24 protein-coding genes are annotated in these 25,064 nt (G+C 66.7%); 14 read left to right on the plus strand and 10 right to left on the minus strand.

The annotated features are described in order from the left end of the window. The first annotated feature begins 83 nt into the window (after positions 1-83). From G6N49_RS23690 to dnaB, 8 genes are all read left to right on the plus strand, one after another. Positions 84-509, plus strand: coding sequence for a DUF5318 domain-containing protein (locus G6N49_RS23690; RefSeq protein ID WP_011562743.1), 426 nt, complete (start codon positions 84-86; stop codon positions 507-509). 151 nt (positions 510-660) lie between these two features. Beyond that, positions 661-3,081, plus strand: coding sequence for a transglycosylase domain-containing protein (locus G6N49_RS23695; protein ID WP_011562742.1), 2,421 nt, complete (start codon positions 661-663; stop codon positions 3,079-3,081). Positions 3,082-3,119: 38 nt separating this feature from the next. Continuing rightward, a complete protein-coding gene (locus G6N49_RS23700) occupies positions 3,120-4,754 on the plus strand; it encodes a glycosyltransferase family 87 protein (RefSeq protein WP_011562741.1) in 1,635 nt (544 codons plus the stop codon). Between the two features lie 86 nt (positions 4,755-4,840). After that, positions 4,841-5,131: a 30S ribosomal protein S6 gene (gene rpsF, locus G6N49_RS23705; protein ID WP_011562740.1), complete on the plus strand. Its 291-nt coding sequence runs from the start codon at positions 4,841-4,843 to the stop codon at positions 5,129-5,131. 75 nt (positions 5,132-5,206) lie between these two features. Further along, positions 5,207-5,725, plus strand: coding sequence for a single-stranded DNA-binding protein (locus G6N49_RS23710; RefSeq protein ID WP_011562739.1), 519 nt, complete (start codon positions 5,207-5,209; stop codon positions 5,723-5,725). Positions 5,726-5,775: 50 nt separating this feature from the next. Continuing rightward, the gene (rpsR, locus tag G6N49_RS23715; protein ID WP_011562738.1) at positions 5,776-6,030 is read left to right on the plus strand and encodes a 30S ribosomal protein S18; all 255 of its coding nucleotides are present in this window, start codon (positions 5,776-5,778) and stop codon (positions 6,028-6,030) included. A 29-nt stretch (positions 6,031-6,059) separates the two neighbouring features. After that, on the plus strand, positions 6,060-6,518 hold the full coding sequence (rplI, locus tag G6N49_RS23720) for a 50S ribosomal protein L9 (protein ID WP_011562737.1): 459 nt from the start codon (positions 6,060-6,062) through the stop codon (positions 6,516-6,518). Between the two features lie 450 nt (positions 6,519-6,968). Continuing rightward, entirely contained in the window at positions 6,969-8,351 is a 1,383-nt protein-coding gene (gene dnaB / locus G6N49_RS23725; RefSeq protein ID WP_011857595.1) for a replicative DNA helicase, read from the plus strand. A 494-nt stretch (positions 8,352-8,845) separates the two neighbouring features. Here dnaB and G6N49_RS23730 read toward each other — a convergent pair whose 3' ends face one another. Continuing rightward, positions 8,846-10,405 carry an HNH endonuclease signature motif containing protein gene (locus G6N49_RS23730; protein ID WP_011857594.1) on the minus strand — a complete coding sequence of 520 codons (1,560 nt, stop codon included), beginning with the start codon at positions 10,403-10,405 and terminating at the stop codon, positions 8,846-8,848. Between the two features lie 906 nt (positions 10,406-11,311). On the opposite strand from G6N49_RS23730, the gene G6N49_RS23735 reads away from it, so the two are divergent. Further along, a complete protein-coding gene (locus G6N49_RS23735) occupies positions 11,312-12,025 on the plus strand; it encodes a hypothetical protein (RefSeq protein WP_011857593.1) in 714 nt (237 codons plus the stop codon). 129 nt (positions 12,026-12,154) lie between these two features. Here G6N49_RS23735 and G6N49_RS23745 read toward each other — a convergent pair whose 3' ends face one another. Continuing rightward, positions 12,155-12,544: a PPOX class F420-dependent oxidoreductase gene (locus G6N49_RS23745; RefSeq protein ID WP_011857592.1), complete on the minus strand. Its 390-nt coding sequence runs from the start codon at positions 12,542-12,544 to the stop codon at positions 12,155-12,157. Positions 12,545-13,094: 550 nt separating this feature from the next. On the opposite strand from G6N49_RS23745, the gene G6N49_RS23750 reads away from it, so the two are divergent. From G6N49_RS23750 to G6N49_RS23770, 5 genes are all read left to right on the plus strand, one after another. Then, positions 13,095-14,279, plus strand: a complete 1,185-nt coding sequence (locus G6N49_RS23750) for a serine hydrolase domain-containing protein (protein WP_235679576.1) — start codon at positions 13,095-13,097, stop codon at positions 14,277-14,279. A 142-nt stretch (positions 14,280-14,421) separates the two neighbouring features. After that, positions 14,422-14,748 carry an ArsR/SmtB family transcription factor gene (locus G6N49_RS23755; RefSeq protein ID WP_064875866.1) on the plus strand — a complete coding sequence of 109 codons (327 nt, stop codon included), beginning with the start codon at positions 14,422-14,424 and terminating at the stop codon, positions 14,746-14,748. Between the two features lie 2 nt (positions 14,749-14,750). Then, the gene (locus G6N49_RS23760; RefSeq protein WP_011562729.1) at positions 14,751-15,239 is read left to right on the plus strand and encodes an SRPBCC family protein; all 489 of its coding nucleotides are present in this window, start codon (positions 14,751-14,753) and stop codon (positions 15,237-15,239) included. A gap of 89 nt (positions 15,240-15,328) precedes the next feature. Beyond that, positions 15,329-16,717, plus strand: coding sequence for an oxygenase MpaB family protein (locus G6N49_RS23765; protein WP_011857589.1), 1,389 nt, complete (start codon positions 15,329-15,331; stop codon positions 16,715-16,717). Between the two features lie 126 nt (positions 16,718-16,843). Next, positions 16,844-17,941, plus strand: coding sequence for a coiled-coil domain-containing protein (locus tag G6N49_RS23770; RefSeq protein WP_011857588.1), 1,098 nt, complete (start codon positions 16,844-16,846; stop codon positions 17,939-17,941). An 8-nt stretch (positions 17,942-17,949) separates the two neighbouring features. Here the strand turns inward: G6N49_RS23770 and G6N49_RS23775 are convergent, their stop codons facing one another. From G6N49_RS23775 to G6N49_RS23810, 8 genes are all read right to left on the minus strand, one after another. After that, positions 17,950-18,720, minus strand: coding sequence for a DUF1906 domain-containing protein (locus G6N49_RS23775; protein WP_083044946.1), 771 nt, complete (start codon positions 18,718-18,720; stop codon positions 17,950-17,952). Positions 18,721-18,849: 129 nt separating this feature from the next. Beyond that, complete coding sequence (locus G6N49_RS23780) at positions 18,850-19,536, minus strand: TetR/AcrR family transcriptional regulator (protein ID WP_011562725.1); 687 nt, start codon at positions 19,534-19,536, stop codon at positions 18,850-18,852. Between the two features lie 60 nt (positions 19,537-19,596). Beyond that, on the minus strand, positions 19,597-20,586 hold the full coding sequence (locus tag G6N49_RS23785) for an ABC transporter substrate-binding protein (protein ID WP_083044947.1): 990 nt from the start codon (positions 20,584-20,586) through the stop codon (positions 19,597-19,599). Between the two features lie 24 nt (positions 20,587-20,610). Beyond that, positions 20,611-21,399, minus strand: a complete 789-nt coding sequence (locus G6N49_RS23790) for an ABC transporter ATP-binding protein (RefSeq protein WP_083044948.1) — start codon at positions 21,397-21,399, stop codon at positions 20,611-20,613. A gap of 58 nt (positions 21,400-21,457) precedes the next feature. Then, positions 21,458-22,249, minus strand: a complete 792-nt coding sequence (locus tag G6N49_RS23795) for an ABC transporter permease (protein WP_011562722.1) — start codon at positions 22,247-22,249, stop codon at positions 21,458-21,460. Further along, complete coding sequence (locus G6N49_RS23800) at positions 22,246-23,061, minus strand: ABC transporter permease (protein ID WP_011562721.1); 816 nt, start codon at positions 23,059-23,061, stop codon at positions 22,246-22,248. The genes G6N49_RS23795 and G6N49_RS23800 overlap by 4 nt, the downstream gene beginning before the upstream one ends. Further along, on the minus strand, positions 23,058-24,152 hold the full coding sequence (locus tag G6N49_RS23805) for an FAD-dependent oxidoreductase (RefSeq protein ID WP_011857585.1): 1,095 nt from the start codon (positions 24,150-24,152) through the stop codon (positions 23,058-23,060). Before G6N49_RS23805 ends, G6N49_RS23800 begins: the two co-directional genes overlap by 4 nt. Next, positions 24,137-25,054, minus strand: coding sequence for an NAD(P)-dependent oxidoreductase (locus tag G6N49_RS23810; protein ID WP_011857584.1), 918 nt, complete (start codon positions 25,052-25,054; stop codon positions 24,137-24,139). Before G6N49_RS23810 ends, G6N49_RS23805 begins: the two co-directional genes overlap by 16 nt. Positions 25,055-25,064: the final 10 nt, after the last annotated feature.

Raw genomic sequence — 25,064 nt, forward strand, 5'->3', positions numbered from 1 at the left:
AACCGCAGACCAGACGACGAATCCGGGGTGGCGTTGCGGCGTCTGCCGTTCGGCGTCTCCGGTGCCGACGTACTCTGGTCTGCGTGCGATTGCAGAGACAGGTGGTGGACTACGCGCTGCGGCGCCGGTCCCTGCTGGCCGAGGTCTACTCGGGGCGCACCGGCGTCTCGGAGGTCTGTGACGCCAACCCCTATCTGCTGCGCGCCGCGAAGTTCCATGGCAAGCCCAGCTCGGTGATGTGCCCGATTTGCCGTAAAGAGCAGTTGACGTTGGTCTCGTGGGTGTTCGGGGACCACCTCGGCCCGGTGTCGGGGTCGGCGCGTACCGCCGAGGAGCTGGTCCTGCTGGCCACCAAGTTCGACGAGTTCTCCGTACATGTGGTGGAGGTATGCCGAACCTGCGAATGGAATCATCTGGTGAAGTCGTATGTGCTCGGCGCGGTGCGGCCGCCCAAGGCCCCGCGCGGAACCCGGCCGGCGCGTAAGAGCGCGCGTACGGCGAGTGAATAGCGAAGGGCGCCACGAACGGTCGGTCGACGATGTCCGCAAGGGACACTCGGCTGACGGTGTCGGTGCGCCGCCTCCGAATCAAGACCGTGGACCTCGGCATGCCGACCGGGGCCGTCCGCCACGTCCCGCCCAGGGCCCGGTGCAGGGTCGCATGCAACGACCCCCCGAACCGGCTCCCCGGAACCGGCCACCGCGGGCGCCCGACGACAACCGCACCGCGATCCTGCCGCAGGTCCGTCACGAACCGCCGCCCCATCTGCGGGATCCGATCGACGTGGTCAAGGCCGCTCTCGAGGGCACCCCTCCGCAGAAACCGCCCCCGCCGCGCGGCCCGGGTGGCGGCGGTGACGGGCCGTCCGGCCCGCCGCCCGGCGGGCATCCGCATTGGCGTGAGCGCGTCAACTGGCGGTGGGTCCGGCGAGGGCTGATCGCCGCGGCCGTGGTGCTGATCGTGCTGCCGCTGGTCACCTTCGGTATGGCGTACATGATCGTCGACGTCCCGAACCCGGGCGACATCCGGACCAACCAGGTGTCGACGATCCTGGCCAGCGACGGCAGCGAGATCGCGAAAATCGTTCCGCCCGAGGGCAACCGCGTCGACGTGAACATCGACCAGATCCCGGTGCACGTGCGCGACGCGGTGATGGCCGCCGAGGACCGTGACTTCTACTCCAATCCGGGCTTCTCGTTCACCGGCTTCGCCCGCGCGTTCAAGAACAACCTGTTCGGCGGCGACATCCAGGGTGGGTCGACGATCACCCAGCAGTACGTGAAGAACGCGCTCGTCGGTTCCGAACGCGGCGGCCTGGGCGGCATCACGCGTAAGGCCAAGGAGCTGGTCATCTCGACGAAGATGTCCGGTGAGTGGTCCAAAGACCAGGTACTGCAGTCGTACCTGAACATCATCTACTTCGGTCGCGGCGCCTACGGGGTGGCCGCGGCGTCGCGGGCGTACTTCAACAAGCCGGTCGAGGAACTCAACGTCGCCGAGGGCGCGCTCCTGGCGGCGCTGATCCAGCGTCCGTCCGCACTCGACCCGGCCGTGGACCCCGAGGGTGCCGCGGACCGGTGGAACTGGGTGCTCGACGGGATGGTCGAGATCGGGGCGCTCTCGGAGGCCGACCGCGCCGCACAGGTCTTCCCCCCGACTGTCCCGCCCGACGTCGCGCAGACCCAGAATCAGACGACGGGCCCCAACGGCCTCATCGAACGTCAGGTCCAGCGCGAACTGCTCGAGCTGTTCAACATCAGCGAACAGCAGCTCAACACCGAGGGTCTGCAGATCACCACGACGATCGACCCGAAGGCGCAGCGGGCGGCCGAGGAGGCCGTCGCGGAGTACATGGACGGTCAGGATCCCGACATGCGCACCGCGGTGGTGTCGATCGATCCGAAGAACGGCGGGGTCAAGGCCTACTACGGCGGTTCGGACGCCAACGGTTTCGACTTCGCCCAGGCCGGCCTGCCGACCGGTTCGTCGTTCAAGGTGTTCGCCCTGGTGGCCGCGCTGCAGCAGGGCATCGGCCTGGGGTATCAGGTCGACAGCTCACCGCTCGAGGTCGACGGCATCAAGATCACGAACGTCGAGGGCAACAGCTGCGGCACCTGCAACATCGCCGAGGCGCTGAAGCGGTCGCTGAACACGAGCTACTACCGCCTGATGCTCGAGCTGAACAACGGCCCGCAGGACGTGGCCGACGCCGCCCACCGCGCCGGCATCGCCGAGAGCTTCCCCGGTGTCGAGCACACCCTCAGCGAGGACGGGCAGGGCGGACCACCCAACAACGGGGTCGTGCTCGGCCAGTACCAGTCCCGGGTGATCGACATGGCCTCGGCGTACGCGACGTTGGCCGCCTCGGGCGTCTACCACAAACCGCACTTCGTCCAGAAGGTCGTCAACTCGCAGGGTGACGTCTTGTTCGACGCCTCGCAGGAGGACAACAGCGGCGAGCAGCGCATCGACAAGGCCGTCGCCGACAACGCCACCTCCGCGATGCAGCCGATCGCCGCGTACTCGAACGGTCACGCGCTGGCGGGCGGGCGGCCTTCGGCGGCCAAGACCGGCACCAACCAGCTCGGCGACACCGACGCCAACCGCGACGCGTGGATGGTCGGGTTCACCCCGTCGCTGTCGACCGCGGTGTGGGTCGGCACCGTCGACGGCACCAAACCGCTCGAGAACCAGTGGGGCTCCCCGGTGTACGGGTCGGGCCTGCCGTCGGACATCTGGAAGGCCACGATGGACGGGGCGCTCGAGGACACCGACAACGAGTCCTTCCCCAAGCCGGAGGAGATCGGCGGATACGCGGGTGTGCCGCAGGCGCCGCCGCCGCGGCCGACGCAGACCTCCACGCTGGTGCCGACACCGTCGGAGACGGTCATTCAGCCGACCCTTGAGGTGGCGCCGGGCATCACGATCCCATTCGGACCGCCGACGACCGTTCCGGTGGGACCGCCCCCGCCCGTCGGTCAACCGGTGCCCGCGCCCGCGCCCGCCCCCGGTGTGCCCTTGCCGCCGCAGCCGGTCGCCCCGGGCGTGCCCGTACCGCCCGGTCCGCCGCCGCCTCCGTGACGGCGCCCGAGGAGCCGGCGGAGCCGGAGTCCCGGTGGGTGTCGCCGTCGCCGCTTGCGCAGGATCTGCGCAGCGCGGAGGACCGCGACCTGCCCAGCCGCACCGACCGGATCGGCGCCGCGCTGTCGGAGACGATCGGCGGCCCGGTGGGCCGGCACGCCCTCATCGGCCGTCAGCGTCTGATGACGCCGCTGCGGGTGATGCTGATCATCGCCGTGGTGTTCCTGGCACTGGGCTATTCGACGAAGGCCGCCTGCCTGCAGACCACGGGCGGCGGATCGGCCGACCAACGCGTGGCCAACTGGGACAACAACCGCGCGTACTACCAGCTCTGCTACTCCGACACCGTGCCGCTCTACACCGCGGAACTGTTGAACCAGGGCAAGTTCCCGTACAAGTCGAGCTGGATCGAGACCGACGGCAGCGGTGAGCCCCGCATGACCTACGACGGTCAGGTCGCGGTGCGGTACATGGAGTATCCGGTGCTGACCGGGCTGTACCAGTACGTGTCGATGGCGCTGGCCAAGACGTACTCGGCGGTCACGCGCGCGGCGTCGATCCCGGTGGTCGCCGAGGTGGTGATGTTCTTCAACATCGCCGCGTTCGGGCTGGCGTTGGCGTGGTTGGCGACGGTGTGGGCGACGGCGATGCTAGCCGGCCGTCGCGTGTGGGATGCGGCCCTGGTCGCCGCGTCACCGCTGGTGATCTTCCAGATCTTCACCAATTTCGACGCGCTGGCAACGGCTTTCGCGGTCGGCGCGATGCTCGCCTGGGCGCGGCGAAGACCGGTGCTGGCCGGTGCGCTGATCGGCCTCGGGGTGGCGGCGAAGCTGTATCCCCTGCTGCTGTTGGTGCCCCTGGCGCTGCTGGCGGTGCGGACCGGGCGGTGGCGTGAGGTCGCGAAGACGGCGGCCACGGCGTTCGCCACGTGGCTGCTGGTCAACCTGCCGATCATGGTGCTGTTCCCACGCGGATGGTCGGAGTTCTTCCGGCTCAACACCCGTCGCGGTGACGACATGGATTCGCTCTACAACGTGGTGAAGTCGTTCACCGGATGGGGCGGGTTCGACACCGGCCTTGGTTTCTGGCAGCCACCGACCGTCCTGAACGCCGTGACCGCGGTGTTGTTCGCCTCGTGCTGTATCGCCATCGGGGTCATCGCGCTGACCGCCCGGCAGCGGCCGCGCCTGGCGCAACTGGCGTTCCTGGTGGTGGCGGCGTTCCTGTTGACGAACAAGGTGTGGAGTCCGCAGTTCTCGCTGTGGCTGGTGCCGCTGGCGGTGCTCGCGCTGCCGCACCGGCGGATCCTGTTGGCGTGGATGACGATCGACGCGCTGGTCTGGGTGCCCCGGATGCTCTATCTCTACGGCGAAGCCAACCGGGGCCTGCCCGAACAGTGGTTCACCGCGACGGTGCTGCTGCGTGACATCGCGGTGATCACGTTGTGCGCGTTGGTGATCCGGCAGATCTACCGGCCGGAACTCGACCTGGTCCGGTACGGCGGCCGGGTCGACGACCCGGCGGGCGGGGTCTTCGACCGGGCCCCCGACGATCCGCCGCGCTGGCTGCCCGACTGGTTGCGCCCGACGGGACAGCGGGTCCGCGTCGACGCACCGCCACCGGCTCCCGACGAGGAGCCGACGGATTTCGCAGCTCAGACCCGTCTCCTGTAGCCTGGGCAGGTTGCCGACGCAGGCGACCCTCCTGCCACGGAATCCGCCGTGGCCGCACTACGACCATAGGAGGTGATGAGGTTCTAATGCGTCCATACGAAATCATGGTCATTCTCGACCCCACACTTGACGAGCGCACCGTGGCTCCCTCGCTGGAGACGTTCCTGAACGTGATCCGCAAGGACGGCGGCAGTGTCGACAAGGTCGACATCTGGGGCCGTCGCCGGCTCGCCTACGAGATCGCCAAGCATGCCGAGGGCATCTACGCGGTGATCGACGTCAAGGCCGCCCCGGCCACGGTGACCGAGCTCGACCGTCAGCTCAGCCTGAACGAGTCGGTGCTGCGCACCAAGGTCATGCGGACCGACAAGCACTGATCACCGAACGGCTCCGGGTGTCATGCGCCTTGCGTAGGCTCGCGCCCAATATGCCGTCCATTTCAGGAGGACCCAGTGGCTGGTGACACCACCATCACCGTCGTCGGAAACCTGACCGCCGATCCGGAATTGCGGTTCACGCCGTCCGGTGCGGCTGTCGCCAACTTCACCGTGGCGTCGACTCCGCGGATCTATGACCGCCAGAGCGGGGAGTGGAAGGACGGCGAAGCGCTGTTCTTGCGCTGCAACATCTGGCGCGAGGCCGCCGAGAACGTCGCCGAAAGCCTGACCCGGGGATCCCGGGTCATCGTGACCGGCCGGCTCAAGCAGCGGTCCTTCGAAACCCGCGAGGGTGAGAAGCGCACCGTCATGGAGGTCGAGGTCGACGAGATCGGCCCGTCGCTGCGGTATGCCACGGCCAAGGTCAACAAGGCCAGCCGCGGTGGCGGCGGTGGCGGCGGCTTCGGCGGTGGCGGCGGTGGCGGATCGCGCGCCGGCGGCGGTGGCGGACAGGCGGCTGCGGCCGAGGACCCGTGGGGCAGCGCCCCGGCGTCGGGTTCCTTCAGCGGCGCCGACGACGAGCCCCCCTTCTGAGTGGCTTCTGAGAAGCACTCCACAGCAATACTGAGAAAGAGATAGCGATTATGGCCAAGTCCAACAAGCGGCGGCCGGCACCGGAAAAGCCGGTCAAGACCCGCAAGTGCGTGTTCTGCTCCAAGAAGGGGCAGGACATCGATTACAAGGACACCGCACTGCTGCGCACCTACATCAGCGAGCGCGGCAAGATCCGCGCCCGCCGGGTGACGGGTAACTGCGTGCAGCACCAGCGCGACATCGCGGTTGCGGTGAAGAACGCCCGTGAGGTGGCGCTGCTGCCGTTCGGTTCGTCCACGCGGTAGTCCATCACCGGAAACGAAAGATCAACGAGATGAAACTGATTCTTACCGCCGAGGTGGATCACCTGGGTGAGCCCGGTGACACCGTGGAAGTCAAGGACGGCTACGGCCGCAACTACCTGCTGCCGCGCGGGCTGGCGATCGTCGCCAGCCGTGGCGCCCAGCGCCAGGCCGACGACATCCGTCGTGCCCGCGAGTTGAAGACCGTCAAGGGTCTGGAGCACGCGAACGAGATCAAGACCGCGCTCGAGGCGCTCGACACCGTCGAGCTCGCGGTGAACGCCTCGGCCGATACGGGCAAGCTGTTCGGCTCGGTCACGGCCACCGATGTGGTTGCCGCGATCAAGAAGGCCGGCGGCCCGAACCTCGACAAGCGGACCGTCGCTCTGCCGAAGGCGCACATCAAGAGCCTCGGCACGCACTCGGTTTCGGTTCGGCTTCACCCGGGGGTCGAAGCCTCGGTGTCGCTGAACGTCGTCGCCGAAAGCTGACGCCAGCGTCAATACGCCCGGGTGAGAACTGATCTTGGTTCTCACCCGGGCGTTGCTGTGTCTCCTGGCGAACTATGCCGGGTGATCTTTGCCTAGCGAACGTTATCTGCTGTTAACCTGGTGGGCCATTCGGCGCTACTCAACACGCCCGAGTCGTCAACCCGACACGACACGCCGTGAGAGTTTCTATCCACAAAGAACTACCAGTTTTGTAGTGCGCTTATCTGCGGGGATGTCCACATAACGAACAGTTATCCCCAGGTTTTCCCCAACGCCTCAACACACCTGTCCTGATTTATGCACAGGCGCTCCACAGGGTTGTCCACAGGGCCGGTTCCCGGCCGCGCCAGCAACGTCTAACGTTGGCCGTCGCGCGGAGTTGTCGGTGGGCCTTCCTACAGTCACAACCAGCGGACAACGAACTGACGTTCGACAGATTGAGGGGGTCTTGTGGCTGTCGTGGACGACCGTGGTCATCCAGACATGGACGCTCCGCCGCCCAGCGAGGATTTCGGCCGCCAGCCTCCGCACGATGCGGCTGCCGAACAGGCCGTCCTCGGCGGCATGCTGTTGAGCAAGGACGCCATCGCCGACGTGCTCGAGCGGCTGCGTCCCGGTGACTTCTACCGGCCGGCGCACCAGAACGTCTACGACGCGGTCCTCGACCTGTACGGCCGCGGTGAGCCCGCGGACGCGGTGACCGTGGCCGCCGAGTTGGACCGGCGCGGGCTGCTGCGGCGGATCGGCGGGGCGCCGTATCTGCACACCTTGATCTCGACCGTGCCGACCGCGGCCAACGCCGGGTTCTACGCGGGCATCGTGGCCGAGAAGGCGCTGCTGCGGCGGTTGGTCGAGGCGGGCACCCGCGTGGTGCAGTACGGCTATGCGGGCGCCGACGGGGCGGATGTCGCCGATGTGGTCGACCGGGCGCAGGCCGAGGTCTACGACGTGGTGGACCGGCGCTCGTCGGAGGACTTCGCGGTGCTGGAGAGCCTGCTGCAGCCCACGATGGACGAGATCGACGCCATCGCCTCGCAGGGCGGGATCGCCCGCGGTGTGCCGACCGGTTTCACCGAACTCGACGAGCTGACGAACGGTCTGCACTCGGGGCAGATGGTCGTGATCGCGGCGCGGCCGGGTATGGGGAAAAGCACCCTGGGTTTAGATTTCATGCGGTCGTGCTCGATCAAGCATCAACTGCCGAGCGTGATCTTCTCTCTGGAGATGAGCAAGTCCGAGATCGTCATGCGCCTGCTGTCCGCGGAGGCGAAAATCAAGCTGGCCGATATGCGTTCGGGCCGGATGAGTGACGACGACTGGACGCGGTTGGCGCGGCGCATGAGTGAGATCAGCGAGGCTCCGCTCTACATTGACGACTCGCCGAACCTGACGATGATGGAGATCCGGGCCAAGGCGCGACGGCTGCACCAGAAGGCCGGGCTGCGCCTGATCGTCATCGACTACCTGCAGCTGATGACGTCGGGCAAGAAGGTGGAGTCACGCCAGCAGGAAGTGTCGGAATTCTCGCGAAACATGAAGCTGCTGGCCAAGGAACTCGAGGTGCCGGTGATCGCGATGAGCCAGCTGAACCGTGGACCCGAGCAGCGAACTGACAAGAAGCCGATGCTGTCGGATCTGCGTGAGTCGGGTGCCATCGAGCAGGACGCCGACATGGTGATCCTGCTGCACCGCCCCGATGCCTTCGAACGTGACGACCCGCGCGGTGGCGAGGCCGATCTCATTGTGGCCAAGCACCGTAACGGTCCGACGAAGACGATCACCGTTGCGCACCAACTGCATCTGTCGCGGTTCGCGAACATGGCCCACGCGTAGGGGCACCAGAGCACGACGACGGTTGTAGGGTCTCACGCCGTACTTCAAAATTTGAACGGCTGACTTCCAATGGACTTCGAACCGGAAACGTCCGTGACGCACGAGTTTCATCGAGTCCTGCATCAGTGGTCCAGCGCGGTTGCCGTAGGCCGGCGGCGACGTTGACCGCACGGAGCGTGGGCTGGGCGGGCGAGCGTCAGAGCTTCTCACCGATCTGCAACACGAGCCCAGCAGCTGTCATGTGCACGTGGGAGATACTCGACCGGCGCCGACAATCAACGACGCCGCTCAGCCATCCGCGGCCAACCGCCTATCAGACGACGGCCAACAACCGCATAGCCGGGCGCATTAGCGACGCGCGGACCAACGTGACCGAAGAATGAGTGGGCAGCCGTGGCTCCGCACCTGCACGTAGATCAACGGCAGCGCAGCGGGGGACCTCACGCCGACGCGAACTAATCCGGTGCGGGTGCGGTGTCGACTATTTGCGACGGTCATGCCGCCCGACCTTCCGGAGGTGCGGGGCCGCCGGGTTCACCGGCGCTGTCGGCGGACCGCGTCGGCGAGTCCGGCTCGGCGGGGACAGTCTCGTCGCATTCGTCAGCCGGCTCGGCGTCGCTGATGTCGTTGGCGTCAGCCGGCTCCGCCCATACAACGGGATCGCCGGGAACGCTCGGGTCGTCGGGTGGCCGGAGAAGGCGTTCGGGTCGGTGGTAGTGGTTGAGGCGGGCTTGGCCGGTGTCCAGCCGTGGCGGCGGGATCCATTCGACGTCGCAGTGGTCGTTCATGCGGGTGGACCAGCCGCCGTCTTTGTCGACGCTGCGGTTGTCGGCCCCGCACGCGAGCCCGAGTTCATCGACGTTGGTGTTGCCGCCGTCTGACCAGTCGGCATCCACATGATGCACCTGGCAGCCGTAGGCGCCGACAGTGCAGCACGGTTTGGTGCATCCGCCATCTCGCGCGATCAGCATGATGCGTTGCGCAGCCGAGGCAGTCCGCTTGGCGCGGAACAGATCAAGAGCAGATCCGGTAGCTCCGTCGAACACCGCCAGGTAGTGGTTGGCGTGGCCGGCCATCCGGATCACATCGGCGATCGGCACGACGGTGCCGCCACCGGTGGTGCCGACCCCGGCGCGGGACTCCAGATCCTCCAGCGTGGTGCGGATGATGATCGAGACCGGCAGTCCATTCAGTTGGCCGAGTTCGCCGCTCATCAAGGCGATGCGCCCGATCGCGACCATCGCATCGTGTTGGCGCTGGGCCAGGGTGCGGTGGTCGTTGTCGATCTGCTCCTGCGACGGGGTCCCCGAGGTGCAGGGTTCGGGATCGTCGGGATTGCACATGCCCGGCGCCGCGTACTTCGCGAAGATCACCTCCCACACCGCCCACGCTTCCGGCGTCAGGTGCCCGGACAGGTCGACCATCCCGTCGGGGCGTTGTTTCGATCGCGACACGCCACGCTTGCGGGCCCGTTCGGTGTCATCGGGCTCGGGACCGTCCTGATCGAGCAGGAACAACGTGAGGTCGGCTGCGTCCTTGAGTTCCTTGGGGCCGACACCGACCGCGGTGCGCACCAGGGTGACCTCAAACTGCTCCCGCGTGACGGTGTCGACGAACCCCGGCAACTTGTCGACCGCTCTGCGGATGACCTCGACGTGTTCGCTGTTGATCAACCCGTGCGCCTGTGCTGCCGCCGTTGCGGGTAACACCGGCGGCAGCGAAGGACCGGTCAATGCCTGGCGCGGCGCCAGCAGACCGGCCTCGGTGAGTCGTCGGTTGGCCTCACTGCCCGAGATCCGCCAGCGGACCGTCAGCACCTCTCTCCACGATTTGGCGCCCATCTGCTGCGGTGTCGCCTCGGAGCGCAGACGGGCCAGCAAGCGGTGGCTCATCGTGGGCAGCCGGCATCCCAGGATCTCGAGTTCATCCAGCGCCGCAACGAGTTCGGCGCGGTCCAACAAGGCGACATCACAGGAGGCCACCTCGTCGAAGGCCGCACGCAGCGCGGTCACCGCGGCCTGGAGGTCGTGCCCTGACATACCTCGAACATACATTCGACCACCGACAAATTCGCTGCCTCAGACTCCGATGCGGATGCAGAGGACGTCGCGAAGGGCTGTCATCAGGTGGTCAAAGGATGCGGAGGACCGGACGCGTCAAACTCTTTGGCGCACTGACGTTAACGCGCTGGAACCTTCACCGGCAGCGCCGTAGTCGTCTTTATCCACGAATTCCGCACGGGCAGAACATCATTGAACAAGAGTGCGGCAGGTTCACAACGAAGCGCTGCCATCGGTGCGGCCGAATGGAAATGGCGCCTTAGGTGGTCGGCGTAAAACCAATCGCTTGGCCGTGCCACAAGGGCCTGGTCACCTCGAGCGGCGGAAACCCGACGGGGACCTATTCCGAAGGCGTCGCTGAATTGTTACTTGTGGCACCCTGGGCGCGAAATGTGTTCTGACACACTGGTCCGGCGGGTTCGACTACATCACGCCCTCACCGCGTTCCCAGTGTCGGGGGAGGGCAGAGCAAGGGGGTCGCCACATCAAGCCGACCCGGGATCGGCTTTCGCCTGTCGTCGCCGGAAGGGGCCTCCGGCGGCACAATGCGCATATTCAATCGGGCTTCTACGTGGTGTTTTGTGAGAATCGCGGGGATTCCACTAAAGTCTGCGCCTAACTCTGACAGGGCAGTGACCCGAGAACAGCGCAATGTAGGCCACGTCCGCCAAGTAGTGGCAGTAGTCGTTCTGGGTGATCTATCGGCGCCGCGTCCGTGCGCGTCGCCTTGGCTGTTCTGTGCGTAGCAATCGTTCGTTGCCGGCACACATCTGGCCGTGTCGGCAATAGCCGCTGCCTACGAATCAGAGTCCAACGCCGTTTCTCAACGCCCGAGAGGCGAGTTGGCGGGGAGGGGAGCCCTGTCCGGGGGGAGCTGAAACCTTCACAGAAGAAAGAACCATGCCGAAGCACGCCCGAGTGACGAAGTTCTCCGATCAGAAACAAGTAAAGACGCTCATCGCCACGGCTGTACTCACCGCCGGCCTCGGGGGCTCTGCACTTGTCGTTTCGCCGGACCATCCGCTGACGGCCGCTCCAGTTGCGCAGTCGGGGGTAGTCGTTGCGGCCAATCCCGTCGCCGCGGCCGCCCCCGCAACACCCGAGCCGGTGCTCGCGGCCGCCCCGGCCCCCAAGCCGGTGGTGGTGACCGCAGACTCCAGCCCCCAGGACATCGTCAACGCCATCGTGAGCCAGGGCCGGGCCGTCGGGCTGGCCGAAGAGCAGATCAAGACCATCATCGCCACCGCGAAGATCGAATCCGGCTTCCGCCCGGCAGTGTCCGGCGGTGCGCAGCCCTACGGCGCCCCGGCGACCGCGGCCGATGAGGTCCTCGGCCTGTTCCAGGAGAAGGCCACCTTCGGCACCGTCGCCGAACGCCAAGACCCCAACAAGGCGATCGCTCGCTTCATCGTCCGGTACACCGAGGCGTTCAAGAAGTACGGCATCACCGACGACACCGTGCAGGCCGCCACGCTGGCGCAGAACCCGCAACTCCTCAAGCACCGGCGCGGGGTCGGAACCGGCTACTACAACACCGTCAAAGCGGCGATGGGCGAAGCCGGGCACCTCTACGACCAGGCAGCCGCACGCCCGCCGCAATCGGTCATCCGCTAGCCGGACCGATGCTCCACGGCGGGCGTACTCCTTCGAACTCGGGGGCGTCGCCACGGTAGACCGATTCGAACATCTCCTCGGACGGTGTACTCACGTTTCTTCTCCCTTCGGTGCTTGGGGGTAAAACGCTTAGTGCACAGTCTTTTTCGGGGGAACCATCTTGTGGTGATTCAACGGCTCACCGCTGAGGTTCCAACTCCAGGACACGGTCGGCCGGACCCGAAGGTATGGGTTAGGGCCGCCGACGACCTCAGCGGTGCCGTACACCCGCAGGTACCGCGGTGACCACGGGTCGGTCGACGCCAGGTCGTCGATCACCAGTGCCACCTTGTGGTGCCCGGCTGCGACGTTGTGGTGTCGACGGGTGTTCGCCGGCCGGAACCCGCCGATGTTGATGTAGGTCCCGTCGAATTCGAACCCCACCGGAACGACGTCGGGTTGCCCCTCGTCGTCCACGGTCGCGATGCGCGCCAACGGTTGAGAAGCCATGTACGCCAATTCCTCGTCGGTGAAGCTCATGGTCGTCGTCCTTCCGCGTGATCTGGGTCGAGGTGCGTTCGTATCAACGGCGTGACGAGCCCGAGGATGTAGCGCTGGTTGGCGATGCCCATCAGTATCGCTCCGGCCAGGGCGGCGCGCAGGCGTGTGTCGGGGCGTCAATGGTGGCGGCCAACGGGTCGACGGCCTGTGCGGTGATGTGAGCGCGCATCAGTTCGGCAGCGTAGCGCTGTAGAGTTTCAAGACCCACCAGGATCGAAGCCATGCAGACGCCAATACGTCTGATGGCCCGAGGCATTGCAGGCCGGCGTTATTGAAATAGCCCCGGTAGAGCGCAGTGTCCCGATTGAAACCAAGGATTCGGCGAGCAGCTCCGCAACACGGCGAGCCCCGCAGAAGACAAGGGGGCCCAATGGCCCAGCATGATTTGGGACCGGGTATCGGCCCCCTGAGGGATGCGACGATCGGACGCCGATCTTTGCTGTTGCTTACCGGTGCTGTCGGCGCGGGGGCCGTTTTGGCGGCTTGCGCCAAACCCCCGCGACCACCCGGCGCCGGTGCGATACCGCCGATGCCGGTCTACGCGGCAGCCCTCAACGAGCAGATCCCACCCATTCTGAAAGAAAACGGGATCCCTGGTGCGATCGTGTTGATCCGCAGCCCCGACAAGGGTGATTGGAGCGCGACATTCGGTGTGGCCGGTATCGGAAGCGACGCGCCGCCCTCGCTCCACGACCACGTCCGCATAGCGAGCATTTCCAAGTCGATGACGGCCACCGTCATTCTGCAATTGCAACAAGAGGGCGAGCTGGCGATCACCGATCCGATATCGCGCTACATACCTGGGGTCCCCGACGGAGACAGCATCACCATCCAGCAGCTGGCAGAGATGCGCAGCGGGTTGTACAGCTACGCCGATGACCCCGGGTTCGCCGCCACACTGGAGAAGCAGCCCGACACGGTCTGGACCCCGCAACAGCTCCTCGGAATCGCGTTCGCCCACCCGCAGAACTTCCCACCGGGCCGCCAGTACGAGTACAGCAACACCAACTACGTGCTGCTCGGCTTGGTCATAGAGAAGGTCACGGGCACGACGGCGGCGGCTGCGCTGAAGGCCCGGATCTTCGATCCGCTCGGTCTGCGCAACACGATGTTGCCGGCCGCCGCCGATGCTGCGCTGCCCGATCCGCATCCCCGCGGATACATGTGGGGGCCCAATGAGGCGTCTGACGGACCACTGCCCCAGGCTCAGCTCGAGGCGGCACTGGCCGGAGATCTCCAGCCCGCCGATCACACGAATGACAATCCATCGTGGGCATGGACGGCCGGTGGTGTCATCTCTCGGGCAGAGGACGTCGCCGACTTCATCGAGGCGATGGTGGCCGGACCGCTGCTCGACGACGCGACTCGGCAGTGGCGGCTGGTGAACATGAAGCCAACGGACCTGTCCGACCCGGGCGGCGCGTCCAAGCTCGGATTCGGAACCTACGGATTCGGATTGGAGGGCGCAGGGCCGATGTACGGCCATCCCGGGAACATCGTCGGCTTCTCCGGACTGGCCGCACACGACCCGAAGGTCGGCACCACGGTGGTCATCCTGACGACGGTGTACCTCACCCCGCGGGGCGACTCGCCGCAAAATGCACTCTTCGCGCCGATTCTCAGTCAGCTGTATCCAGATGTGGCGGCACAGCTTCCCGGACTCGACAGCTCGAGGTCGACGCCGCCCACCAGCTCGACGGGGCCGGGCCGTTGACGCGGCTGTCTGCTTCAGGCAACGACACGGATGGGTCTGGTCGGCGTGGTCCACATTCGCCGGACACGTGCAGACCGCTCTCGAACCCGCGACGCTGACACAGGGTTGACAACCTACAACTGATTGGTTGTACATTAGGGCGGTGACCGATCGGGACGAGGACAGAGCGGACGCGTTCTTCCATGCCCTGGCCGACCGGACCCGACGAGACATCCTTCGTCGGGTACTGGCCGGGGAGCACTCGGTCTCGGCGCTCGCGGCGAAGTACGAGATGAGCTTCGCCGCGGTGCAGAAGCACGTCGCCGTGCTGGAGAAAGCAGGCCTGATCTCCAAGCGTCGCCAGGGGCGACAGCAGCTGGCGAGTGGCGATGTGGAGGCGGTGCGATCCGTCGCTTCGATGCTCACCGAGCTCGAGGACGTCTGGCGCGGCCGCATCGCTCGCATCGATGACCTACTCAGTAAGGAATGACCATGCCTGTCACCGAATTCAACACGAACATCGACGACCTCACCCTGACGATCACCGCGGAGTTCGCGGCGCCCGTCGAGCGGGTCTGGCAGATCTACGCCGACCCGCGACAGCTCGAGAAGATCTGGGGTCCACCCGATTACCCGGCAACCGTGGTCGATCATTCGCTCACCCCGGGCGGCATCGTCACGTACTTCATGACGGGACCCGACGGCGACAAATATCCCGGCTACTGGAAGGTCATCGCCGTCGACGAGCCACGCAGTTTCAGCTTCGAGGACGGATTCGCCGACGACGATCTCAAACCGGCGAGCGATATGCCGGTCGCGCACAGTGTGTACACCTTCGAGCCTGCCGGCGACGGCAGAACCATAGCCACCTATGTCAGCCGCTACGCGTCGGCCGAAGGTCTGCAGAAGGTGCTCGAGATGGGCGTCGAGGAGGGCTCGACGCAGGCGATCAACCAGATCGACGCCTTCCTCGCGGGCTGACCCGGACGGAGCCGATGGTGACCTGCGCGGAATCCGACCGTGGGCTAACGTCTTAATCAGTGCCCTGTAGTCCTGCGGATAGGACTTCGATGACTGTGACCGGCGAGCGCCCGGAGATCCTGGTCGGAGACGTCGACTTTAATCGTCGGGACCATCCCGATCGGCCACTGCGGCCCATCCCACCGGGTCGCGACCACTTCGCCGACCAGTGGCGGCACATGCGGGAGTACATGTTCGGTGAGTGGATCGACGTCGACAAAGAGGTCGAACCCAACACCATCACCCGCCTGCGCGACGACTACTTCTGGCAGGCCGACGAGCACATGATCGGTGTGGTCGACGCATTCGAGCGCCTCGGCTTCGAGCAGGGCCGGGCACTGTTCGAGCAGGCGCTGACCCAGGGCATCGACACACTCGACGATCCGCCGCAGGAGTTCGTCGAACTCTTCGAGCACCTCGACACCCTGGGCGACCGGTTTGATCTCGTCGCCGCCGAACGAGGCCGGATGCTGGCGATGGCGAGTACCAAAGCCGCCACCACGATCATCCAGGGATGGGCGTTCTACGAGACCGCGATGACCGGCGACATCTCCGCGGCCACCGGAGCCACCGGCCGGTTCGCCGACGACGGCCCGCGCCGCTTCATCGAGACGGCACGGGTGTTCGCGCAGTTCACCCTGCCCGACATCTTCGACCGGCACTCGGAAGCCTTCCAGGACGTGGTGCGGGTGCGGTTGATGCACGCGATCGTCAGCCGGGGGTTACGACGCAAGTGGGGTGACGCGGTCTACCTCAAGTTCGGTGAGCCGATTCCCGTGACATCACTGCTCGGGTTCGGCAGCGGAATGCTGCTCGGCCGACTCGTCGACCACGCGTTCGGGCGCAAGCTGACCCGGCAGCAACTCGACGATCTCGCCGTATACTCCTCGTACTCCGGACGGTTGTGGGGTGCGCCCGAGCGCCTCCACTCTCCCGACGGTCTGGAACTCATCAAATCGCTGAACTACGTGCTGGCCAGGGGCGGCAACCCGTCCCCGTGGCGCGCCGAACTCGTCGACGCCATCGCCGGTCCCGCCCACATCGAAACCCTGACCGAGACGCAGCCGGACTGGGTCAAGAAGTTGGTGGCCCGCTACGCCAACCAGATCACGGCGACCATTGCACTGGCCCCCGCCGGAGTCGTGTTCGGATATCGGCAGATCGAGGCGATGGTCGCCGGGACGCTCTTCGAGCCGCTGGGCTACGACTTCGAGCGCCGGGTGCGGATCTTCGAGAACATCACCCGGCTCAACGTCGGAATCGCGATGGTCACCGACCGGCTGCCGTTCTCCAATCCCATCCGGGAGCGCAAGAAGAAGACCGGGGCGGCTGCGCGCGCACGGATCGCCATGCTGAACAAGATCGCCCGTGGACGGCAGATCCCGCTGACCTACACCCATCACGACCGCTCGGCGAAGGGCGAGGGTTTCACCGGCTAGCGGCTCCTGACGCCACCGGGTTCGCCACCTCATTCGATGCGGCGGCCGGGTGGACATTGTCGAGGCCAGTTCGTAACCTTGCCGGGTCTTGTAAAGCCGGACCAACGAAGGATCGTGGCAATACGTATGACCGGGGTGCGCCATACACTTCGGCGAACTGTGTGCGGTTCGGTCGTCGTCCTGGTGTTGGCCCTGTCGACGGGGATTGTGAAGGCGGACCCGGCGGCTGACGCCCTGGCCAGGCTCAACGAGTTGTCCAGTGAGGCGGTGCAGACCCGCGAGGCCGTCACGGCCGCCCAGCGCGAAGCCGACGCCCGACGGGCCGCCCAGACCGCCGCCGAAGAGCGCCACCGCGCCGACGCCGACGCCCTTGCGGGCGCGAACGCCGAGCTTGCGCCTTATCAGGCGGCCGTCGACCGGATCGCCGCGATGACCTACATGGGTGGCCAAGACGGTCAGATGGCGGCGGCGTTGACCGCGGCCTCGCCGCAACAGCTGATCGACAAGCTGTCGGTGCAACAGGTCGTAGCCGCCACGACGGCCGATCAGATGAAGGCGTACCGAGCGACGCGTGAGCGCGCGGCCGCCGCCGCCCAGGCCTCGGAAAAATCGGCCGCAGACGCCCGCGCCGCCGCCGAGCAGGCCGCCAAGGTGCGCGCGGACCTGCAGGCCAAGTGGAGTGAACTGATGCGGAAGATCGCCGCCGCGGAGGCGCAGTACGCGGCATTGACTCCGCAACAGCAGGCGATCGTCGACAACGCACCTCCACCGAGTGCACCCGCTCCGCAGGACCCGGCGATCGTCGCGATGCCGGCCCCACTTCCCGGTGCGAACGGTCCGTCCCCGGCGGCCGGCGGCTTCGACATCCCGGAGGCGTTGCCCATGGGCGTTGCGTCCGAGGCCGGATTACAGCCCAACACCGTCCTGGCTGCCCGCGCCGTCAGCGCACGGTTCCCCCAGATCGCCGACATCGACGGGGTTCGGCCGGACTCGAAGCCGTGGCATCCCAGCGGCCTGGCGATCGACATCATGATTCCGAACCCCGAGAGCCCCGAGGGCATCGCGCTCGGCGACGAGATCCTCGCGTTCGCGATGGCCAACGCGGCCCGGCTCGGGTTACAGGACGTGATCTGGCGTGGCACCTACTACACGCCGGCCGGCCCGCAGGCGTCCGGTTACGGCCACTACGACCACGTGCACATCACCACGACGCCGCGCCGCTGACCGCTCGGTCACGGGTGGAGATTCCACTGGCCGCAATCCTGGGCCAGCACGTCGTTGACGTCGACGCGGATGCCACCGACCACCGGTCCCGGATTGGAGGCGGTGTCGATGATGCGTTGGTACAGCACTGCGCCGGGGTAGATCTGACCGTTGGACCAGGACCGGGTCTGCCAGGCCCACACCTTGCCGGGTGAGCGTGATCTGCCGATGACACCGTCGGCGACAGCCCACTGGCAGGCCCTGATGCCGGCGTAGATCCCCGTGCGCTGCACACCGACCACCGAGTTGATACCGCGAAACCACGGCAGGACCAAGGTGTTCCACGCCTCGCGGTCGACGTCGTCGTCGACGCTGAAGAAGATCGGTGCGCTCTGGCCGCCACCTGCGGCGGAATGCAGCTGCCAGCCGGTGCGAGCGTCGGCGACGCCGCCGGCGTACCCGCGGGTGAAGTCCGACGGCGCTGTCCCGCCCGGCTTGCCGTACTGGTAGTTGCTGACGATCGCCAAACCGGCCGCGGCCAACGAGCGGGCGTAGGGCAGCGTGATCGGCTTGGCGCCGAATGACGAGCCGGGCCGTGAGGTCGAGACGTAGTTGATCACTCCGGCGTGGCCGGCGGCCCGGATGTCCTGTGCCGGAATCTGGCGCATGGCGTAGTCGATCAGCGTGGGGGCGGCGGCCGCGGCGGCAGGCGCGTACCTACCCGCTGATACCGCACCGAGGCCGGCCAATGCCGACACCGCGGTGGCATAGCGCAGTGCGTCACGCCGGGATACCTGCACTGCGCGAAGTTACCAAAGTGACTGACGTGAACCGTGTAACGCTGACGTCGGTGTCAGTTCGTGTCTGATTCGGCCCGAGGGCGGCGCCGTCTGGTTCGGTGGGTGTGGTTGGAAGGGGTTGGTGGCTGTCTACGGGCTACTGCTGAACCCGGCGATTCCGTCGCGGGCGGCTTCCTGCACACCGGCCAACTGGTCGACGTCGGCCATCACCGCCCGCAGCGACGTTCTCGCTGCGGCGTCGGCGAACAGGTGCAGGTCCTCGCGGCTCTGACCGGTCGCGTGGTAGCGGTACTGGCTTCCCTCGTTCAGGCACAGCGCCGTGCGCGCGAACTCCTCGGGAGAGACGTCGATGAACTCGCCCGATCTGACCCCTGATTCGATGATGGTGCGGAGTCGCACCGCCAACTCTTCGTAGTCACCCTGGAAGTCGCTGAAGACGTCCGGCTGCTTCTTCGCCGCCTCTTCCAGGTCGTAGAAGTTCAGCGGTGCAGTGCACATCTGGACCACATCCTGGTACAGCACGATGTAGAGCCGCACCGCCGCTGATTCATCGCGGTCGGTCAAGGCCCGCGCTGCCTCCAGCGACACCCGGTTCTGGTTCATGATGCCTCGCAGGATCGCGTCTTTGGACCGGAACCAGTAGTAGAGCGACGACTGTCCCAGCCCTGCCCGCTGCGCGATCGCCTCCATGCGGGTGGATCCGAATCCGTTCGCCGCGAACAACTCTGCGGCGGCCTTGAGAATGTCTCCGCGCGGATCCTCGGCGACGATGCCACTGCGGCGCGGGCGGCCCCCTTGCGACGGCGCTCTAGTCATGGCGCCATGCTAGGTCGCCGGTCCACCGGCCGCTGGGGCCGGTGGACCGTCACGACATGCTCAGTCCGTGGCAGCGAACAGGGCATCGTAATCTTCGGGCTCCTTGTCGATGATGCCGTACTCGACGACGGCCGCTCCGTAGTTGCGCAGCGCCTGACCGTCATCCTCGGTCGGGAACTTCGGGAAGTTCACCTGGTCGATGATCGCCGCGTCGATGCCCATCTCCGCGACAGCGACCTCACCCACTCGATCCGGGTTGTCCTGGGCGAATCCGTTCACCTCGGTCATCGCCTCGCGGAACTTCCTGACGACCTCCGGGTTCGACTCGGCGAACTGCTGCGACGTCGAGTAGTACCCACCGATCTGATCGGGGAACGACTGGACCCCGGGGGCGATGATCTGCTTCCACCCCTTGTTCAGGCCCGGCGTACGGTGCGGCTCCGACACCCAGATCGCGTCGACGTCACCGCGCTCCAGCGCCTCACCCATGTCCGAGAACGGCAGCTGCGTCCACGTCAGGCTCTCGTGGTTGACGCCCAGATTGTCCATCGCGCGACGGATGTGGACCTCGCCGATGTTCTGCAACGTGTTGACCGCGATGTTCGCGCCTTCCAGATCCTTCGGTTCGTTGATCCCGCTGTCCGGCAGGACGAGTACGCCGTGGTCGTCCTGGTCGGGCTGACAGCACGGCGCCCACGCCGGCTGGACCAGCCGCAACGGCAGGCCCTGATCGATCGCCGCGAGCTGGCTCACGGTGTTCGAGTAGCCGAACTGGTTCTCCCCGCTGAGCACGGACGGGATGACGGCCGCACCGCCGTCGGCGAAGTTGACCTGCACCTCGAGGCCGTGCTTCTCGAAGATCCCCTCCTCGATGCCGACGAACAGCGGGGCGCTGAGGATCGCCGGGATCGTCCCCACGTTGACCTTGTCGAGTCCGCCGTCGGTCTTCGCGGGCTCGGTGCCACCACCGCTTCCGCATGCAGTCAGGACGACCGCGGCGGCCGAGGCGACCGCCCCCCATCTCGCGAGGCGTGAAAAGTGTCTGAACACAGATGTTCTCCGATCGATCAGTTGTCAGATGGAAGCGAGAGCCGCGTCGTTGCGGACCATCTCGCGGATACGGCTGAACACATGGGCGCGCAGATGCGCGAACTCGGGGAGGGATTTGGTCTCGATCTGGTCGCGACGATCCGGCAGATCGATGTCGACGATCTCGGCAACACAGCTGGGGGAGCGGGTCACGATCGCCACCCGGTTGCTGAGGTACACCGACTCGTCGACGTCGTGGGTGACGAAAAGGATTGTGGTGCCGGTCTCTTCGCGCACCCGTAGCAGCAGGTCCTCGAGATCGGCGCGGGTCTGTGCGTCGACCGATGCGAAGGGCTCATCCATGATCAGGACCGCCGGGCGGTAGGCGATGGCCCGGGCGATCGCGACCCGCTGCTGCATACCGCCGGAGAGCTGGAACGGCTTCTTGTGCGCGGCATCGGCCAGCCCGACCTCGTCGAGTGCCTGTGCGACCCGGGCCCGGCGCTCGGCAGCGTCGAGCCCCTTCTTCATCAGCGGCAGCTCGACGTTCTTCGCCACCGTGATCCACGGGAACAACGAGCGCGCGTAGTCCTGGAACACCACCGCGAAGTTGGCCGGGGGACCGTCGACGCGTTGCCCGTTGAACGTCACAGACCCGCTCGTCGGCTGGTCCAGTCCGGCGACACACCGCAACAGCGTCGTCTTACCCGCCCCCGACGGGCCGACGATGCTGAACAACTCCCCCTCGGCCACACTGAATGACATGCCGGCGACCGCGGTGAAACCGCCGCCTTTGACGGGGTAGGTCTTCTCGAGGCTTGACACGACGAGCATCGATCACTGCCTTTCACATTGTCCGGGAACGGAACCGATTCGGTGGAACACGGCGCGTTCAGCGCGTGTCGGAACGCCGCGGGTCGCACCACCGCAACAGTCGGCGTTCGGCCAGGGCGTAGAGGAACGTCATGAGGAATCCGAGGATTCCCAGCACCAGGATCCCCGACCACATCGTCAACAGCTGGAACGTCGCTTGTGCCTGGGTGATGACGAATCCCAATCCCGTTCGTGCGCCGACCATCTCGCTCGTCACCATCAGGATGAGGCTGAGCGGGATCGCGATCCGCACGCCGACGAGGACCCGGGGTAGCACGGCCGGCAGGACCACGTACCACTGACGCTGCAGGCCGGTGATGTTGAACGCGCGTACCGAGGCGATCATCGTCGAGTCGAGCCGGCGCGCGCCGTCGGCGGTACTGAGCAGAACCGGCCACACACAGCCCAGCGCGATGAGGAAGATCTTCATCTCGGGGCTCACGCCGAACAGCATCATCGCAAAGGGGATGAGCGCGGTGCTGGGGATCGCTCGGGCGAACTCCAGCGTCGGCGACACCGTCTTTTCGACGATCGGAAGTTGCCCGATCACCAATCCCGCTGCGACACCGACGACTACCGCGATCGCCAGGCCCGCGCTCAGTGTTGTCAGACTGGCACGGATGTTGGCCAGCCCCTCCGGGGTCGACCAGTACTCCGCCGCCTGCTCGAGCACCGCCGAGAGAGGCGGGAAGTAGGCGTTGCCGCTGTTGGCGGAGACCAGGAACCAGGCCGTCAGGGCGCCGACCGCCCCCAGGACGCCGAGTGCGATGCGGCCGCGACCGGTGGACGCCGCCACCATGAAGGTACTCATCGGCTCTCCCCGAGTCCCTGCGCCGAGAGCACCCTGTTCTCCAGCCGGCGCATCAGCGCGTTGAGCACGATCCCGGCCAGACCGCTGACCGCGATGTAGGCGTACATGCGTGCCGGATCACCCGCAGATCGCGACATCGTGATCTCGTAGCCGATGCCCGGCATCTGGATGATGATCTCGGCGGTCACCACGAGGATGAGCGTCGTCGAGGTCGCCAACCGGATGGCCGTGGCCAGGTACGGCAGCATGCTGGGTAGCTGGATCCAGCGGATCCGCTGCCACACCGTGAGGTGGTACGAGCGGGCCGTCTCCAGCGCGACCGGATGAGCCGCCCGCACTCCGGCGATCGCCGGTACCAGAACCTGCCAGAAGGCCGCGAAAACCGCCAGGAACAAGGCGCTTTGGGAGCCGGTGCCGATGGTGAGCACCACCAGCGGGATCAGCGCGACCGACGGCACCGGGCGCAGGAACTCGATCACCGGGCGAAGCAGCGCCTCGAGCGGGACGAGCAGGCCCAACCCTATTCCGGCCACGGTGCCCAGGACCACCGCGATGCACAGGGCGAGCAGCCAGGTGCTCGCCGTGCTCCACAACGCCGGTCCCAGCGCCGGGCCGCCGAGTTCCCCGACGAAGGCCGCCGCGATCTGAGTCGCGGGCGGGAAGTAGCCGGCCGGCAGGATGTCGGTGCGGGTGAGGACCTCCTGCAGGACGATCAAGCCCACCACGAACGCGGCAGTCCACAGGTGCGTGTCGAGCGCGACGGACGGCAGCCGGCGGGGCCGGGGGAGTGACAGCGCGGTGACGGCGGTCATGACTCGAACTCCAGGTACCGGTTGATCTGCAGGTTGCCCTGGCCGGACCGGTACTCCTTACGGGTCCGCTCGTAGTCGAAGTGCAGCCTCGAATAGTCGACCATCTTGTTCGCCACCGGAATGCGTTCCCGCTCGAACATCTGCAACGCCGTGGGCACGTCGCCGTGCACGGTGAGGTGGTGCGTCAGTGTCTGCCCGTCGATCAGCGCCTGATTGGCCCCCTGGGCCATCCCGGGGTACATCGGGTGCGCCGCATCGCCGATCAGTGCCACCCGGCCGTCCACCCACCGCGGGAGGTGCTCACGGTAGTGGCCGATCTCGCGGCCGATGATCGATTCCGGTTCACTGCTCGCGATGATCTGGGGGACAGGGGTGTTGGTCCACGTGTCGTAGACCGCGCGGAACTCGTCGAAGGTCGAGAGCCCGCCGACCGAGCCGTACCAGTAGGCGTGCGTGGCGTCGATCGGGATCCACCCGAAGTGGCCACGGGCGCCGTACACGTCGGCCTGCACCCGTGCCGGGACACCGGCCTGTGCGGTCTCGAACACCCCGCGCCAGCGGACGATCGCCTCGTCGGTGAACGCCGGGGGCGCGCCGAACATCGCGTTGCGGATTCGCGACCCGATACCGTCCGCGCCGAGGAGTACATCGCCCGTGGCGCTGCGGCCGTCCTCGAAGTGGACCGTCACCGTGTCGTCGGTCTGCGTGTAACCCACTGCGGTGGTGTTGAACTGGATCTCCGCGGGGTCGAGCGCGTCGGCGAGCATGGCGTTGAGCCGACGTCGGCGGGCCCCGGTCACCGGCGCACCCAGGAGCTCGTTCCAGTGGCTGACGTCGATATCCGAGGTGAGCTCACCGTCGCTGTCGAGCGCCCACCATCGGTCCATCGCGGCGGCGAACGACCGGAACTGCGCACCCAGTCCGAGCCCGTCGAGGACGCGCACGCCGTTGGGCCAGATGTTGAGCCCGACACCGGCCGTCCGCAACTCCGAATCACTTTCGAAGATCTGGACCTTCCAGCCCTGCTGCTTCAGGTGCAGGGCGGACGACAGTCCCGCGACTCCACCGCCGCAGATCAATGCTGTTGGCACGACTCCACTTCCTTCCGGTTTCCACTGGCGTCTGCCCCGCTCAGTCGTTCGAGCGCCTTGATGAGGGCGCTGTGGTCCAGCCCGCCGTCCCCGGCGGACCGCAGCGCCTGGACGAGTTGGGTGATGATGCCGGTCAGCGGTACCGCGATCCGGGCCTGCTCCGCGGCGGCCAGCGCGATCTTGAGATCCTTGTAGTGCAGGTCGATCCGGAAGCCCGGCGCGAAATCGCGGGCCAGCATCTTCGGCGCCTTGGCCTCGAGCACCTTGCTGGCCGCCAGGCCGCCGCCCAGAACTGCCAGCGCCGCATCGACGTCGACCCCGGTGCGCTGCAGCAGCGTCACCGCCTCACCGACCAGGGCGATATTGCCGGCCACGAGCATCTGGTTGGCGGCCTTCACCAGCTGCCCGGCGCCGACGGGACCGACGTGGACCGACGTCGCGGCCACCGCGTCGAGCACCGTGGCGGCCCGCCGCACCGCGTCCTCGTCGCCGCCCATCATGACCGCGAGTGCGCCGGCGATGGCCCCGGCCTCCCCGCCGCTGACCGGTGCGTCCACGAACGCGATGTCCTTCTCGGCCAACCGTGCGCCGATCGCGACGGCGGCGTCCGGAGAGATTGTGCTGCAGTCGATCACCAGCGATCCCGGCCGCAGCGTGGTGGTCACCCCGGCGGGCCCGAACAGCACTTCCTCGACCTCCGGAGAGTCGGGGAGCATGGTGATGACGACATCTGCCTTCTCCCCGACATGCGCCGGGCTCGTGGCGCCGACGGCGCCCCGCGCCTCCAGTTCGTCGACCTTGGCGCGGGAGCGGTTGAAGACCACGACGTGGTGGCCGGCGTCGACGAGATGGCCGGCCATGGGCTTGCCCATCACACCGAGGCCGATGAATCCGACGTTCATGAGCAGTCCT

The sequence above is a fragment of the Mycolicibacterium monacense genome (assembly GCF_010731575.1).
Classification (GTDB): domain Bacteria; phylum Actinomycetota; class Actinomycetes; order Mycobacteriales; family Mycobacteriaceae; genus Mycobacterium; species Mycobacterium monacense.